Raw genomic sequence first — 14665 nt, 5'->3', positions numbered from 1 at the left:
AGCCTGCACCTACGCGTACGCGGGTGCGGGGCCGGTCGACGGCGCGCCGTCGCGTACCGCCGACGCCGTGGCGACAGCCTCGCCCAGCGCCCGCCGGTACAACAGCGACCCGAGGCTGCCCCGCCCCCAAGCTCTCAACTCCGCTTCGCTGCGCTCGAACAGGGGGCCGCTCGGCGCCTCGGACCAGCCGGAGCGGGGAACCGTGTACTCGTGCAGTGCCGCCTGCGGGCCGAACACGCCCAACAGCGCCTGCTCCTTGCCCACCTTGATGCGCTGGCGGGAGGTGGCCGAGACGTACGTGAGGCCCGAGATGATGTCGTGCCGCACCTGGAAGGCGTAGCGGAGCTTGTAGTGGCTGCCCTCGGTGAGGGTGAACCCCTTCTCCTTCAGTTCGGCGAGCGCCTGCGGGTCGTCCAGCTGCCAGGTGGTCGGGGTGCCGCCCTCGCTCTCCAGGGTCAGCGACCTGAGGACCAGCCGCCGTCCGTCGTCCGCCGCCTGCGCCACCGTGCTGCTCGTCTCCTGCTCGGGCATGTCGTCTCCCTCGGTTGTCGGGCCGGGCCGGCCGGGTGCGCGGCCCGCATCGCAGGAGAACACGGTGGTCTCCCCTGCTTCCGGCCCTCGCCGGGCCATGGCCCGGGCCCCGCCCCGTTGATCTGGAATCCGCCGGCCGTACCCGCCTGGCGTGCCGTTGCTCCTCACCGGGGCTGTCCGGCCGGGCGGCCGTCCGGTGCTCCCGCGCTGCCTGCCCGGCTGCTGTCTGGCGGCGGTGCCGCTCTCCCCCGGGGGGCGACTCTCCTCTTCTCCTCCGGGCGAGCCTGGGCCGGGCCCCGGTCTCACTCGAAAGGGTGGTGGCCGTCCGACCCGCCCCGGCACGGCGTCGCCACCGGCCGGGGCGGCGGTGGGATGCGGACAGCACTCCGGCCGGCGAGAGCCGGGGAACCTCCCAGGGGCGGAAGACCATCGTGATCGTTCGCATCATGGGCGAAAGCCAGGTCAAACCGGCCGACTCGCACCTCTCCCAGCTGAACCGGCTCGACGAAGAACTGCTGGCCTACATGGAGGACGGCGACGAGGAAGGCTCCAGGCGGACCCTCGGCGCGCTGCTGGACGCGGTCCGACGCCTGGGCGAGCCCCTGCCCAACGACGCCCTGGCGCCCTCCGAACTCATCCTCCCCGCACCCGACGCCTCCCTCGACGAAGTCCGCGGGAGGCTCGGTGACGACGGCCTCATCCCCAGCTGACCCACCGCACGGAACACCTTGCAGAGCCCCGCCGGGTCGCTCATTCGGGTGGGTGGTGTGGGGTATCACGGGGGCGCGGTCCGAGTGAGGGTGATGATCGCCATGAGGTCCGCGCGCGCGGGCCCGGCGCGGGTGTCGCGCCGCCGACGGCGGTGAAGGGTGGAGCTTGTGGCTACAGGCACGGTGAAGTGGTTCAACGCGGAGAAGGGGTACGGCTTCCTCTCCCAGGACGACGGCGGCGCGGACGTGTTCGTGCACTTCGCGGCGATCGAGGCCAACGGGTACCGGAGCCTGGAGGAGAACCAGCGGGTGGAGTTCGAGGTGTCGCAGGGCCAGAAGGGTCCGCAGGCGGAGAGGGTACGCCTGTTGCAGTCCTGACGTTCGACGCACCGCTCTGCGCGGCGGTCGTCCAGGCCCTGGCCGGACGACCGCCGCCCCTTTCGCGTGGCCGCCGACAAGGGTGCGGGCCCGGTCACGGGAAGCGATCTTGGTGGGCGGGGGAAGCCGCCCTGCAGCAGCGCATCATCACCACAGCTCCGTGGATTCTGTCGGTTGGCCTCACCGAATGATGGCTGATCACAAAGCGATACGGTCTCTCTCCATATGATGACCGGTGATGTCGCGAGGCGGACACCCCGAGCTTGCCCTCACCGCAGCCCCGGCACGAAGGAAGCCATCATGGCTACAGACGTTCAGCCCGACGAGGTCGTCAAGCTAGTGAACGCGAAGATCATCAAGTCCCTCGACGAGCTGAAGGCAGCCGCCGTCGCGAAGCACCCTGGTGCCACCGTGACTGACAGCGAGCTCGCAGACGAGTACGGCCGCTACATCTACAAGGTCGAGCTCCGCGACCAGCAGAACGTCGAGTGGGCCGTCGACGTCGATGCCAAGACCGGCGAAGTTCTGAAGGACGAGCGAGACAACTGAGCCCAGCAGTCCATCGAAGACCGGTCTCGGGCGAAGCAGCGGAGGCATCCCCGAAGGTGGGGCTGCCTCCGCTGCTTCGCCCGAGACGCCCAAGGCGAGTCAACTGTTACAAGTTCACCCCGCCCACTCACCGTGACGAATCGTGGCTCGGCCAGATCATCTCGTCAGGCTGAGCTGGTTCGGACAGGACCAGATCGGCGCCCTCGGCCTCGTCCTCAAGGCTCTGGTCCTCTTCAACACCCGCTACATGGACGCCGCCGTCACCCAGCTCCGCGCCGACGGCTTCGCGGTCCGGGACGAGGAGGTCGCGCGCCTCCCCGTTCGTCCGGCAGCACGTCAACATGCTCGGCCGGTGTTCCGTAAAGCTCCCCGAGTTCCCCGCGGGCCTGCGCCCGCTACGTGACGAGAACGCCCCCGACGGCGAGTGAGGGCGGCTATCCGGCCGTCCTCACGGGCGCCGTGGTGAGGGCGTGCCGCTTTCGGGTGACGGTCGGGCGAAGCGGGGGTGTTGGAACCGAGCGGAGTCCGAGAACGATCACTTGTCCCGTCCCGCATACAAGCGACCGCCCACCGGCGGTTCTCGGAGTGGTCGAAGGCCAGGGTGTGGGCCAGGTTTCACCGCCTGGTCCTCGACGAACCCGGTTCCCGCGGTGAGCTGGACTGGTCGCGATGCGCGATCGACTCGGTGAACACGCGGGCACTGAAAAGAGGGACCTGACAGGTCCGATGGACACCTTTGCCCCGGGGCTGAGAGCAGAAAAGAAGAGGGTGTGTGGCGCCGGTGGATGGGAGAAGTCGAGTCCGATAGTGCGGGCCGGTGCCGGCAGGCGGATGCCTGTCGTGGCAGCGGAACTGGTCACGGTGCTCGGTCGGGACCCGCCGCCAGTGCTGTCGGCGTCCTGGTGGCGTGCGGCATCGAGAGCCGGGCGCAGGGAGTCGGCCGTGCGGCGGGGGAGGTTCATCCCGTTGTGGGCCGTGGTGATGGGCGCGTCCGATAGCCGCTGAGCCGATGGCGACCTGGTGGGCCGGGGCCCCTGGGGTGATGCGTGCTTCGCAGGCGGTTTCCTGGTGACCGAAGGCCTGGGCGGGATGGCGTCAGGGGAGCAGTCGTGCCCTACGAGTCGTGAACAGCGAACGCTCTTCCTGAAATGCTGTGCGGCGGGCGGGGCAATATCTATGACCGCGGGGTGAGGGTTTAGCGCGTCGTGCGGGGAGAGGTTTTACCGCAGCTGACAGAGTCGAATCATTCGGCACGCACAGGTCGCTACCGCGTGCTACTGTCGTTTTCAGTTGCAGTCTTGGTTCCCAAAATTTGAAGCGTTTTCTTTCGGTGTCTTCAGCCGTTGGATGCGTTTTTGTATTTCCGGTCATTTTCCGGTCGGGGCATCATCGCGGCGACCCGGTACCCGTGCATTGCGGGCCCGGCACTCTGCCCCAGGGAGATATGACATGGCGTCTGGCACCGTGAAGTGGTTCAACGCGGCCAAGGGTTTCGGCTTCATCGAGCAGGACGGTGGCGGCGCTGACGTGTTCGCCCACTTCTCGAACATCGCCGCCGAGGGCTTCCGTGAGCTGCTCGAAGGCCAGAAGGTCACCTTCGACATCGCGCCGGGCCAGAAGGGCCCGACGGCCGAGAACATCGTTCCCGCCTGACGCTGACGCGCACTTCGTAGCTGGGGCCCGCATCCCTCGGGGTGCGGGCCCCAGCTACGGGCATGTCCCACAGAGGTTGCACCCTGTAGGGCAACCAGCGCACGGCAGACCTCTCTCCAGCGATGCGGCCCCTTCGAAGCCGCATCCGTCGGCGTCCTGGATTTCACGTCCGTATGACGTCACCCATTCTCTTTCCTGTACCCGCATCGGATTCGCGGCAGGTCAGATTTTCTTTCGCATTCCATCCGGCCCGTTCTTGTGATTCCCCGCGCTGCTCTTCCGCTGCGGGAATTCCTTGATACGTGCCGTATCAAGGAAGGTTCTGAATGAACCCCACACGTACGAATGCCCGCTCCTCCCGCACCCGCAGCCGTACAGGCGGCCCCGCTTTCGGCTCCGGCTCCGGCTCCGGTTCGGGCCGGGGCAGCCGCTTCGGCTCGCCCGCCCCGAGCCGCTCCGGGGGGCCGGGCCGCCCGGGCGGCCACGGCCGGCGGCCGGCGGCGGTTCAGGGAGAGTTCGCCCTGCCCAAGACGATCACTCCGGCTTTGCCCGCCGTCGAGGCGTTCGCCGACCTCGACATGCCCAGCGGGCTGTTGGCCGCGCTGACCGCGCAGGGCGTGAGCGTCCCGTTCCCGATCCAGGGCGCGACCCTGCCCAACACCCTCGCGGGCCGCGACGTCCTGGGCCGTGGGCGCACCGGCTCCGGCAAGACCCTCGCCTTCGGCCTGGCCGTGCTGGCCCGCACCGCGGGACAGCGCGCTGAGCCCCGCCAGCCGCTGGCCCTGGTCCTTGTGCCGACGCGTGAGCTGGCCCAGCAGGTGACCGACGCGCTCACCCCCTACGCCCGCTCGGTGAAGCTGCGCCTGGCCACCGTCGTCGGCGGAATGCCGGTCGGCAGGCAGGCCAGTGCCCTGCGCGGTGGCGCGGAGATCGTCGTCGCGACGCCAGGCCGCCTCAAGGACCTCATCGACCGCGGTGACTGCCGGCTGAACCAGGTCGCGATCACCGTCCTGGACGAGGCCGACCAGATGGCCGACATGGGCTTCATGCCCCAGGTGACCGCGCTCTTGGACCAGGTCCGCCCCGAAGGCCAGCGGATGCTGTTCTCCGCCACCCTCGACCGCAACGTCGACCTCCTGGTCCGTCGCTATCTCACCGACCCGGTCGTCCACTCCGTCGACCCGTCCGCAGGTGCGGTCACCACGATGGAGCACCACGTACTGCACGTCCACGGCGCCGACAAGCACCGGACGACGACCCAGATCGCGGCGCGCGAGGGCCGGGTGATCATGTTTCTGGACACCAAGCACGCCGTCGACCGGCTGACGCAGGACCTGCTGAACAGCGGTGTCCGCGCCGCCGCCCTGCACGGCGGGAAGTCCCAGCCGCAGCGCACCCGGACCCTGGCCCAGTTCAAGACAGGGCATGTCACCGTGCTCGTCGCGACGAACGTCGCGGCGCGCGGCATCCACGTCGACAATCTCGACCTCGTCGTCAACGTCGACCCGCCGACCGACCACAAGGACTACCTCCACCGCGGCGGCCGTACCGCGCGAGCAGGCGAGTCCGGCAGCGTCGTCACCCTGGTCACCCCCAACCAGCGCCGCGACATGACCCGCCTCATGTCGGCCGCCGGCATCGTGCCCCAGACCGCCCAGGTCCGCTCCGGCGAGGAGACACTCAGCCGGATCACCGGCGCACGGAACCCTTCCGGCATCCCCGTGACGATCACCGCGCCGGTGGTCGAGCCGCGCAAGCGCAGCGCTGCCTCACGTGGTCGCCGTAGCTCCGCTTCCGCTGCCCGGCGCGTGATCGTGCGGCAGACCTCCTTCAACGCGGCGGCCTAGAACCGCCGTGATCAGGAAACTGACCCATCTCTGCCGGAGGCACGTTTTGACGCTTGTTCAGATGAAGCTCCGATCGACGAGTGCCACGCCGGTGCGCAGAACGGTGGCTGACGCGAGGGACGCGGCCGGACCGCCGGTCCTCAACGACATGACCTTCGAGGCGGCTCTGTCCGTCATGGCCGGTGCCCGCGCCGGACACCTGCCCGTCCGCGACAACGGCGACCCGTGCACCGGACTGGTCACCCGGGCTCAGCTCGCCGCAGTCCGTGACAGCTCCGACCGCACGGACCGGGTTCGGCCGGGCGGCATCCTCGGCGACCGCAGGCCGTTCACCTCGCCGGTGGCCACGATGGCCGAAGCCGAGCACGCGATGCGCTACCGCTCGCTCGATGCCCTGCCCGTCGTGGACGAACAAGGCATCGCTCCGGGCGCCCTCGCCCTCGCCCTTGCCCGCTGAACCGCCTCACCTGGCAGAACCATCCCCAATTCTTCTCCCTGTGAGGCATCATGCGCTGCATCATCGCCCGGTTCCCGTTCGACCTCACCAGGAGCGGCGTCCTGGAATCCATGAAAGGCATCAAGCCCGAACAGGTCATCGGCGAGTCCGTCATCATCGGCCGCCGTACCTACCCCGTCAAGCAGGTCGGGCAGGTCATCACACGCCAGGACCGCCGCGATTTCAGCGCCGGTGAAATCCTCCGGGCCATGACCCGGCTCGGCTTCACCTGCCCCACCCTTCGCCGCACCACCGCGCCCCTCCCCGCCCTCACCCCGTCCCAGCAGGCTTCCGCGCTGCTCGGCCCCCCTGCCGCCGTCTGACCGATGTGCAGGCGTCAGCCGCCACCAGAACAGTGGTGAGGCCGACCTGGAACGCATCCGCGTTGACCCCGCCTTGGGCAAGGACCTGGCCACGGAAGCGGAACCGGTTCACCTGACCCCGGTCTTCGATCCGCCGCGACGAACGAACAGGCGCTTGGGAGATCGCGGGGACCCCGGGGGCCACGATCCGTCTCTTCAGCAAGCGCGACAACCAGGTTCGCGACCTGCTGACAAGGCTCGGCATCGACTACGACAGCGCCACCACCCGCGAGCGGACCGCCGCCTCCACGGCATCCAAGGCCGCGAAGAACGGAGAAGCCGCAAGCGTCGCGGACGACGGTACTGCGCGACTGTTGGCAGGCCGAGGCGGACCGCGGTCGTGGGCCCGGACACGGTGGCGAAGACCGTTTCCACCGTCGAGGCCCAGCAGGGGTTCGAGTTCTCCGCCGAGCAGCGCGCCGTACTGGAACGTCTGCTCACCGCCCGGCACGGTTCATCCGTGTGCCCAGGCCCAGTTCGTTCCCACCGGCATCGGCCAGGGTGAGGTCGACGGCCGCCAACGCAGACCCGAAGCGAATGGCCGCGAATGCATCACGCAGGTGTCGGAGCTGGTGGCGCAGGAACATCCGATCCTCCTGGGGAACATCCGCGCGCTCTATCCGCAGGTCCGCCCGGCCGAAGACATCGAAACGAGGCAGCCGGAGCTCACTCGGCGGTGTCGGAGTGCGCAGGGTCGCGAGGGCACTACCCAGCTCTCCGATAGGTCGCCTTCCGGTTCTCTGCGGTAATCAGATGCCAGAAGGTGACCGGGTGGCCCCCGACCACCACGGGCTGGTCGACGTCCTCAAGAACTCGTGCCGCGGCAATGCCCTCCCCGATGCGCCGGCGGGAGACGGCCACCTCGTTGACCACCCTCGGGCAAGTACTCCGCAGACCTCGCGATCCGCACCACCACCGGCGCACTGGCCAACCGGAGCAGCGCGTTCTCACCGACACGGATGAGGACCGCGCCCCGGTCGTCCAGACCGACGGCCTCGCATGCCAGCTTCAGCAGCCGTACGGCGGTCGCGGACGTGAGCCCCGCTCCCGCCCCGCCGACATCACTTGCCATCTCGCAACGCACTCTCCTCGGAGCACGGTGGCCGACTCACCCGGACCCGGCTACCCCACCGACGGTACCCACGCCGATGAAATCAACGCGAAGCCGACCCGGCTGAGAAGTGACTGAGAATTTCTTCCCGGCCTACCCATTGTTATAGGCCGCATGGACAATGCGGCGATCCTGGCAAGCATCGGTCGGAGGAGAAGAATGAAGCGACACACCGGCGTGCCGTGGGGTCTGACGCGTATGGAGCCCTACCCGACCCTGAGCAGGCGGACCGCGACCCTCGTGGGTCTGGACCCGGATTCCCAGACGGCGATCTACGTGGATCCGGCGGGGGAGCGGTTGGAGATGGGCAGGTACTCGACGCACCGCGGCGTCGGGACCGGGACCTCCACCAACCCGGGTGACGGCGCGGGCCCCGACGTGCGGGACGAGGATCACGATCAGCGGACGGAGGAGGACGATGACCGTGAGTACTGATCCTGCTGTCGTGGTGCTCACGGAGCCGGCCGACCCGACAGCCGACCTGGTGATCACCGAACTGAACAGCCGTCGGGTTCCCGTCGTTCGGCTCGATCCGGGGACGGACGCGGTGACGTTCTCGGCGTTCGTGCCGACGGGGCAGTCGTGGACGGGGTCCCTGACGACCGGCCGCGGCCGCGTCCTCGATCTCGGCAGCGTGCGCTCGGTCTACTACCGGAGACCGTCCCCGTACACCGCGCCGGAGCACCTTGATGCCCAGGAGCGGGCCTTCGTCACCGCGCACGCGCGGCACGGACTGGGTGGCGTCCTGGGAGCGCTCGACTGTCTCTACGTGAACCATCCCCACCGCAACCTGGCCGCCGGATACAAGCCGCACCAGATCGCGGAGGCCGCGTGTGCCGGCCTGTCCGTCCCTCCGACCCTGATCACGAACGATCCCGCCGAGGCCGCCGCATTCGCTGCGGAGTTCGGGCCGGTCGTCTACAAACCGCTTCGGTCCACCGCCTACGTCGAGGACGGCGAGCACCGGACCGTCTGGGTACGGCAGGTCGACCCGGCGGAGATCGGCGAGGGAGTGGCGGCCTGTCCGCACCTCTTCCAGCAGGCAGTGGACAAGGTGGCCGACATCCGGGTCGCGGCCGTCGGCGGCCGGCTGTTCGCCAGCCGTATCACCGTGGACGGCGACCACCTCGACTGGCGCTGGGACTACGACCGGATCGCGTTCGACCCCATCGCCGTGCCCGCAGACGTGCAGGCCGGCATTGAGCGACTCATGCACCGGCTGGGCCTGGTCTTCGGCGCATTCGACTTCGGGCTCGGCCACGACGGCCGCTGGTGGATGTACGAGATCAACCCGAACGGGCAGTTCGCATTCGTGGACCCGCCGACCTGCACCGCCATCGTCGGCGCACTCGCCGACGTACTGGAGAAGGGCGTTCCCGCCTGACCGACCCCGCCACCCAGGCCCCGAAGCGCTTGCGGTCCGGCTGCGCGAGCAACTGGCCGACCGGTTGGAGGACGCGGGGCTGCCGCGATCGGACGTCCGGCGAGCGGCCGTCACGGCGGTACCCCGCGAGGTGTTCGTCCCTGCGTTCTTCCGCCACGGCGACGGACCCCAGGGGACCGTCCGGACTCCCACGGCGCCCGGCACCGAAGGCGCCTGCACCTGACTGGGGGAGGTGTACGCGGACGAGACCCTGGTCACCCAGCTCGACGGCGACGTGCACCCCGGCGACACCGACGGCCCGGTCACCGGGGAGCCGACCTCCTCGTCCCCCTGCATCGAGCCGCGTCATGAAGGGGCGAAGGCGTGGCAGTGGGAGGCGGCGCCAAGGGACGGCTTCCGTGTACTGCGGCACACCTGTGCCTCGGTCATGCTGGAGGCGGGGGAGTCCGTGGTGACCCTGGCGCGAGGGCTCGGGCATTCCTCGCCGACCGTCACGCTGAGCTACTACGCTCACTTCATGCCGGAAGCGGGAGCCAAAGGGCGCACCGTCATCGACGGAGTCCTGGGGAGCGGGAGAGAGTGACGTGCCCGTGGAATCTCCCCAGATTCTCCCCGGGGCTGGTGAGGGTGGGACGCGCCTGGTCGCACGGTCCGACTCGGTCTGCTGATTCACAGGGAGTCGCGCCGTATAGCCTGGGGAAATGCTGAGAGAGGTCGCGGCGACGCGCTATGTCACGCCCCTTCGTGAGGGGGGATCGCTGCCCGGTGTGGTCGAGGCCGACGATCTCGGTACGTACGCCATGAAGTTCACCGGCGCCGGACAGGGCCGCAAGACCCTGGTCGCCGAGGTGCTGTGCGCGGGGCTGGCGCGGCGTCTGGGGCTGCGGGTGCCGGAACTCGCCGGGCTCGTGCTCGACCCCGTCCTCGGCCTGGGGGAGCCCGACCCCGAGGTGCAGGAACTCCTGAGGTCCAGCGGCGGGCTCAACCTCGGGGTGGAGTTCCTGCCGGGAGCCCTCGGCTTCGACGCGCTGGCCTATACGGTCGACGCCCGCGAGGCCGGACGCGTCGTCTGGTTCGACGCGCTCGTCAACAACGTCGACCGTTCGTGGCGCAACCCCAATATGCTCGTCTGGCAGGGCGACCTCTGGCTCATCGACCACGGAGCCACTCTCATCTGGCACCACAACTGGCCCACCGCCGCCGCCTCCGCGGCCCGGCCCTACGACGCCTCCGACCACGCGCTCGCGCCCTTCGCCCCCGATGTGGCCGCCGCCGCCCGGGAACTGGCGCCCCGGGTGACCGCGAGCCTGCTCACCGAGGTGGCCGCCGAGGTACCGGACACCTGGCTCACCGGCGAACCGGGCTTCGACAGCCCCGACGCCGTACGCGACGCGTATGTGGCCGCGCTGCTGCCCCGCGCGCGGGACATCCACCAGCGCGTCACCCTCGGACCACCGGACCAGCGCCTGCGCGCCCGTCCCACCGGCTGGCCGACGGACACCGGCCCGGCCCGGGAGGCCGTCCGATGACCGCACGGGACGTCTTCGAGTACGCGCTGCTGCGCGTGGTGCCCCGGATCGAACGGGGCGAGCGGATCAACGCGGGTGTGATCGTCTACTGCCGCGCCCGGTCGTTCGTCGCCGCGCGCACCGCGCTGGACGAGGCGCGGCTGCTGGCCCTGGACCCGGCGGTGGACCTGGCGGGCGTCCGGGCCGCGCTGCGCGCCGTCGAGGACGTGTGCCTGGGCGGTGACCCGGCGGGCCAGGCCGCGCGGGACGACGCCGGACGGCGGTTCCGCTGGCTGGTCGCCCCCCGGTCCACCGTGGTCCAGCCGGGTCCCGTCCACACCGGACTCACCGTCGACCCCGGCGCCGAGACGGAACGGCTGCTGGACCTGCTCGTACGCTGACGCGCTCCCGCGCGGGGGACCGCCGCGGTCCGATCGCGCTGTCCGACGGCCGGCGGGACGCGCCTCGCGCGCCGGGCCCGAGCCCGACCCGGCCTCACCTTGGACGCGACGGCCGGGACCCGCCCCCACGCGCGGGACCCCCGCCCCCCGGCCTGCGTCCCCGCGCGCGGAACCCGTCGCGGACCGCACCGGACCGAGCCGGACGATGGATGCCGTTGACACCGGGTGCCAGGGCTTCTAGCGTCACGTCTGCCGTGGGTACTAAGCGGCCGCTCACCCGAAGAGCGTACGGTGAGGGGCGCGCCACGGCGTTCGTACGAAGCGGAACAGAGCTTTCCCGAGGGCGAGGAGCAGCATGTCCACCACTGAGCAGCGTGTGGCCGTAGTGACGGGAGCCGCGCGGGGTATCGGCGCGGCGACCGCCGTGCGGCTGGCCGCCGAGGGCCGGGCCGTGGCCGTCATCGACCTCGACGAGGCGGCCTGCGCGGACACCGTCGGGCGGATCACCGCCGCGGGCGGCACGGCGATCGCGGTGGGCTGCGATGTCACCGACGAGGCGCGGGTCGAGGCGGCCGTCGCCCGGATCGCTGCGGAACTCGGCCCGCCGACCGTGCTGGTGAACAACGCGGGCGTGCTCCGGGACAATCTGCTCTTCAAGATGAGCGCCACCGACTGGGACACCGTCATGAACGTGCATCTGCGCGGCGCGTTCCTGATGGCCAAGGCGTGCCAGAAGCACATGGTGGACGCCGGGTTCGGCCGGATCGTCAACCTCTCCTCCTCGTCCGCCCTCGGCAACCGGGGCCAGGCCAACTACGCGGCGGCCAAGTCCGGCCTCCAGGGCTTCACCAAGACCCTCGCGATCGAACTGGGCAAGTTCGGTGTCACCGCGAACGCCGTCGCGCCCGGGTTCATCGTCACCGAGATGACCAAGGCCACCGCCGCCCGGGTCGGTATGGGCTTCGAGGACTTCCAGGCCGCCGCCGCGACCCAGATCCCCGTCCAGCGCGTCGGCCACCCCGACGACATCGCGGGCGCCATCGCCTTCTTCACCGGCGACGACGCGGGCTTCGTCTCGGGCCAGGTCCTGTACGTGGCCGGCGGCCCGCTCAACTGAACCGGAGGACGGTACGGATGACTGTGCGGGACAGCGGACGGGTCGCGCTGATCACCGGCGCGAGCCGGGGCATCGGGTACGGCATCGCCGCGGCGCTCGTCGCCCGGGGCGACAAGGTGTGCGTCACGGGACGCGGTGAGGAGGACCTGCGGGAGGCCGTCGCGAAGCTCGGCGCCGACCGGGCCGTCGCGGTCCCCGGCAGGGCGCACGACGAGGAGCATCAGGCGGTCGCCGTCGAGCGCGCCATGGACGCGTTCGGCCGGATCGACTTCCTCATCAACAACGCGGGCACCAATCCGGTGTTCGGGCCGATGGCCGATCTGGATCTCGGGGCGGCCCGCAAGGTCTACGAGACCAACGTCATCTCCGCGCTCGGGTTCGCGCAGCGCACCTGGAAGGCGTGGCAGAAGGACAACGGCGGCGCGATCGTCAACATCGCCTCGGTCGCCGGGGTCTCGGCCTCGCCCTTCATCGGCGCGTACGGCATGAGCAAGGCCGCGATGGTCAATCTGACGCTCCAGCTCGCCCATGAGTTCGCGCCCGGGGTCCGGGTGAACGCGATCGCGCCCGCGGTGGTGCGCACCGGCTTCGCCAGCGCCCTGTACGAGGGGCGCGAGGAGGAGGTCACCGCGGCGTATCCGCTCGGCAGGCTGGGGGTCCCGGAGGACATCGGGGGCGCCGCCGCGTTCCTCACCTCGGACCAGGCCGACTGGATCACCGGACAGACGCTGACGGTCGACGGAGGGCTCTTCCTGAACGCGGGGGTGACCTGACGGATCCGGCGGACCCGGGGACGTGCGATCCCCGGGGCGAGTGACGGCTGGGGGTGACCTGACGGACCGTCATCACCCGGGCATTTGCGCTCGTACGCGACCTTGGCGGATATCCCGCACCCCGTCGTCATGGGCGGTTCCGGCGGCGGAGTGCTGCGGTAGGGTGCGCCAACCCCGAGGTTCGGCCGATCGAGGAGCGTGCGCGTGTTCGTCCGGTTCCGATGTGCGCGGTACATGGCGGCGGTGGCGTCGATATCCGTGCTCGCCGGATGCGGGCTGGTGCCGCCCGGCGGTTCAGGCGGCGAGCAGAAGGTCACCGTCGGCACCACGAGCGCCCCGAGCACCCTCGATCCCGCGGCCTCGTGGGACGGCTCCTGGGAGCTGTTCCGCAACGTCCATCAGACGCTGCTCAGCTACCCGAGGGGCGCTTCCGAGCCCGAACCGGACGCCGCCCGCTGCGCGTTCGCGGACGACTCCAACCGCTCCTACTCCTGCACCCTGCGCGACGACCTCACCTTCTCCGACGGTGACCCGCTGGACGCGACGGCGGTCAAGCACACCTTCGACCGGATCATGCGTATCGGTGTGGACGGCGGCCCCAAGGGACTGCTCGGCAGCCTGGAACGCGTCGAGACCCGGGGCGACGACACGGTGGTCTTCCAGCTGAACCAGCCCGACGCCACGTTCCCCTTCGTCCTCGCGACGCCCGCCATGTCGCTCGTCGACCCGCGTGAGTACCCCGCCGACTCGCTGCGCGAGGGCGGCGGCGTCACCGGCTCCGGCCCGTACGTCCTCAAGTCGTACCAGGAGGGCAAGCAGGCGCAGCTCGTCCGCAACAGCCGCTACAAGGGCTACGCGGAGCGCAAGAACGACGCGGTGACGATCCGCTACTACCCGGACTCGGCCTCCATGGTCAAAGCCCTGCGCGACAAGCAGATCGACGCCACCTTCCGGGGGCTGTCCGCCCCCGACATCATCGACCTCCAGAGCGACGACGCCGGGGGCGGCCTCCAGCTGGTCGAGGGCGCGGGCACCGAGATCAGCTACCTCGTGTTCAACCCCAAGGACCCCTGGGCCGGGAGGCCCGCCGTCCGCAAGGCGATCGCCCAGCTCATCGACCGCAGCGCCATCGCCCACAAGGTCTACAAGGACACCGTGGACCCGCTGTACTCCATGATCCCGACGGGGCTGCCCGGACATACGACGGGCTTCTTCGACGACTACGGCAAGCCGAGCGTCGACAAGGCCCGCGACCTGCTCCTCCAGGACGGGATCACCGAACCGGTCCCCCTGGAGCTGTGGTTCACGAGCGACCGTTACGGCTCCCTGACCGCCCCCGCGTTCGCGGAGATCGAACGGCAGCTGGAGCGGTCGAGGCTCTTCGACGTGACCCTCAGGAGCCGCCCCTGGAAGACCTACGAGGCCGGGTACCGCAGCGGCGAGTACCCCGTCTTCGGCCGCGGCTGGTTCCCCGACTTCCCCGACCCGGAGAACTTCATCGCGCCGTTCGTCGGCGAGCGGAACGCGCTCGGGACGCCCTACATCGTGCGGGAGATCACCTCCGTACTGCTGCCGCAGTCCCGCCGGGAGACCGACCGCGGCGCGGTGGTCGGGGACTTCGAGCGCGCACAGAAGATCCTCGTCGACGACGCGCGGCTGCTGCCGCTGTGGCAGGGGCGCCAGTACGTCGCCACGAGCGAGGAGATCTCCGGCGGCGAGCGCGCGCTCGACCCGTCCACGATCATGATGATGTGGGAGCTGGAACGCAAGACAAGTTGGTAGATCCGCAGGTCGCAGCCTTGACAGGCGGCCCGGTCCGGTGCTGCCCGGGCCGAAGCGGCGGGC

At 70.1% G+C, this 14665-nt stretch carries 16 protein-coding genes and 4 pseudogenes; 18 read left to right on the top strand and 2 right to left on the bottom strand.

Annotated features, from left to right (window positions below; genetic code table 11):
* Positions 1-9: 9 nt before the first annotated feature.
* On the bottom strand, positions 10-531 hold the full coding sequence (locus AB852_RS34920; protein WP_073794911.1) for a rho GDP-dissociation inhibitor: 522 nt from the start codon (positions 529-531) through the stop codon (positions 10-12).
* Positions 532-962: 431 nt separating this feature from the next.
* On the opposite strand from AB852_RS34920, the gene pspAA reads away from it, so the two are divergent.
* The 10 genes and pseudogenes from pspAA to AB852_RS41550 all read left to right on the top strand — a co-directional run.
* The gene (gene pspAA / locus AB852_RS34915) at positions 963-1241 is read left to right on the top strand and encodes a PspA-associated protein PspAA (protein WP_073794909.1); all 279 of its coding nucleotides are present in this window, start codon (positions 963-965) and stop codon (positions 1239-1241) included.
* Positions 1242-1409: 168 nt separating this feature from the next.
* Positions 1410-1619, top strand: a complete 210-nt coding sequence (locus AB852_RS34910) for a cold-shock protein (protein WP_073795132.1) — start codon at positions 1410-1412, stop codon at positions 1617-1619.
* Between the two features lie 300 nt (positions 1620-1919).
* The gene (locus AB852_RS34905) at positions 1920-2168 is read left to right on the top strand and encodes a PepSY domain-containing protein (protein ID WP_073794907.1); all 249 of its coding nucleotides are present in this window, start codon (positions 1920-1922) and stop codon (positions 2166-2168) included.
* Positions 2169-2352: 184 nt separating this feature from the next.
* Positions 2353-2596 (top strand): annotated as a pseudogene (locus tag AB852_RS34900) (Tn3 family transposase); the annotation flags it as partial.
* Positions 2597-2730: 134 nt separating this feature from the next.
* Positions 2731-2874: pseudogene (locus AB852_RS34895) on the top strand (IS5/IS1182 family transposase); the annotation flags it as partial.
* 743 nt (positions 2875-3617) lie between these two features.
* Positions 3618-3821: a cold-shock protein gene (locus AB852_RS34890; RefSeq protein ID WP_030980875.1), complete on the top strand. Its 204-nt coding sequence runs from the start codon at positions 3618-3620 to the stop codon at positions 3819-3821.
* A gap of 326 nt (positions 3822-4147) precedes the next feature.
* Complete coding sequence (locus AB852_RS34885; RefSeq protein ID WP_073794904.1) at positions 4148-5668, top strand: DEAD/DEAH box helicase; 1521 nt, start codon at positions 4148-4150, stop codon at positions 5666-5668.
* Between the two features lie 46 nt (positions 5669-5714).
* Positions 5715-6125: a CBS domain-containing protein gene (locus tag AB852_RS34880; RefSeq protein ID WP_073794901.1), complete on the top strand. Its 411-nt coding sequence runs from the start codon at positions 5715-5717 to the stop codon at positions 6123-6125.
* 50 nt (positions 6126-6175) lie between these two features.
* The gene (locus tag AB852_RS34875; RefSeq protein WP_073794898.1) at positions 6176-6487 is read left to right on the top strand and encodes an SCO5918 family protein; all 312 of its coding nucleotides are present in this window, start codon (positions 6176-6178) and stop codon (positions 6485-6487) included.
* Positions 6488-6615: 128 nt separating this feature from the next.
* Positions 6616-6744: pseudogene (locus AB852_RS41550) on the top strand (hypothetical protein); the annotation flags it as partial.
* A 234-nt stretch (positions 6745-6978) separates the two neighbouring features.
* Here the strand turns inward: AB852_RS41550 and AB852_RS41545 are convergent.
* A pseudogene (locus AB852_RS41545) lies at positions 6979-7053 on the bottom strand (M15 family metallopeptidase); the annotation flags it as partial.
* A gap of 743 nt (positions 7054-7796) precedes the next feature.
* Between AB852_RS41545 and tgmA the strand changes: the two are divergent.
* The 8 genes from tgmA (at position 7797) to AB852_RS34830 (ending at position 14602) form a co-directional block, all read left to right on the top strand.
* Positions 7797-8072: a putative ATP-grasp-modified RiPP gene (gene tgmA, locus AB852_RS34865; protein WP_073794895.1), complete on the top strand. Its 276-nt coding sequence runs from the start codon at positions 7797-7799 to the stop codon at positions 8070-8072.
* The gene (gene tgmB / locus AB852_RS34860) at positions 8062-9021 is read left to right on the top strand and encodes an ATP-grasp ribosomal peptide maturase (protein WP_245877038.1); all 960 of its coding nucleotides are present in this window, start codon (positions 8062-8064) and stop codon (positions 9019-9021) included. The genes tgmA and tgmB overlap by 11 nt, the downstream gene beginning before the upstream one ends.
* Positions 9022-9253: 232 nt before the next feature.
* Positions 9254-9604 carry a site-specific integrase gene (locus AB852_RS34855; RefSeq protein WP_425444206.1) on the top strand — a complete coding sequence of 117 codons (351 nt, stop codon included), beginning with the start codon at positions 9254-9256 and terminating at the stop codon, positions 9602-9604.
* A 118-nt stretch (positions 9605-9722) separates the two neighbouring features.
* The gene (locus tag AB852_RS34850) at positions 9723-10550 is read left to right on the top strand and encodes a HipA family kinase (RefSeq protein ID WP_073794889.1); all 828 of its coding nucleotides are present in this window, start codon (positions 9723-9725) and stop codon (positions 10548-10550) included.
* Complete coding sequence (locus AB852_RS34845) at positions 10547-10930, top strand: DUF3037 domain-containing protein (protein WP_073794886.1); 384 nt, start codon at positions 10547-10549, stop codon at positions 10928-10930. The genes AB852_RS34850 and AB852_RS34845 overlap by 4 nt, the downstream gene beginning before the upstream one ends.
* 355 nt (positions 10931-11285) lie before the next feature.
* Complete coding sequence (gene fabG, locus AB852_RS34840; RefSeq protein ID WP_073794883.1) at positions 11286-12047, top strand: 3-oxoacyl-ACP reductase FabG; 762 nt, start codon at positions 11286-11288, stop codon at positions 12045-12047.
* 17 nt (positions 12048-12064) lie between these two features.
* A complete protein-coding gene (locus AB852_RS34835; RefSeq protein WP_073794880.1) occupies positions 12065-12820 on the top strand; it encodes an SDR family oxidoreductase in 756 nt (251 codons plus the stop codon).
* A 234-nt stretch (positions 12821-13054) separates the two neighbouring features.
* The gene (locus AB852_RS34830; protein WP_178391205.1) at positions 13055-14602 is read left to right on the top strand and encodes an ABC transporter substrate-binding protein; all 1548 of its coding nucleotides are present in this window, start codon (positions 13055-13057) and stop codon (positions 14600-14602) included.
* The last annotated feature ends 63 nt before the right edge of the window (positions 14603-14665 follow it).

This window comes from Streptomyces uncialis (assembly GCF_001905345.1).
GTDB classification, from domain to species: Bacteria; Actinomycetota; Actinomycetes; order Streptomycetales; family Streptomycetaceae; genus Streptomyces; species Streptomyces uncialis.
The sequence above is the reverse complement of the archived record's forward strand: the minus strand, read 5'-3'. Positions and strand labels throughout refer to the sequence as shown.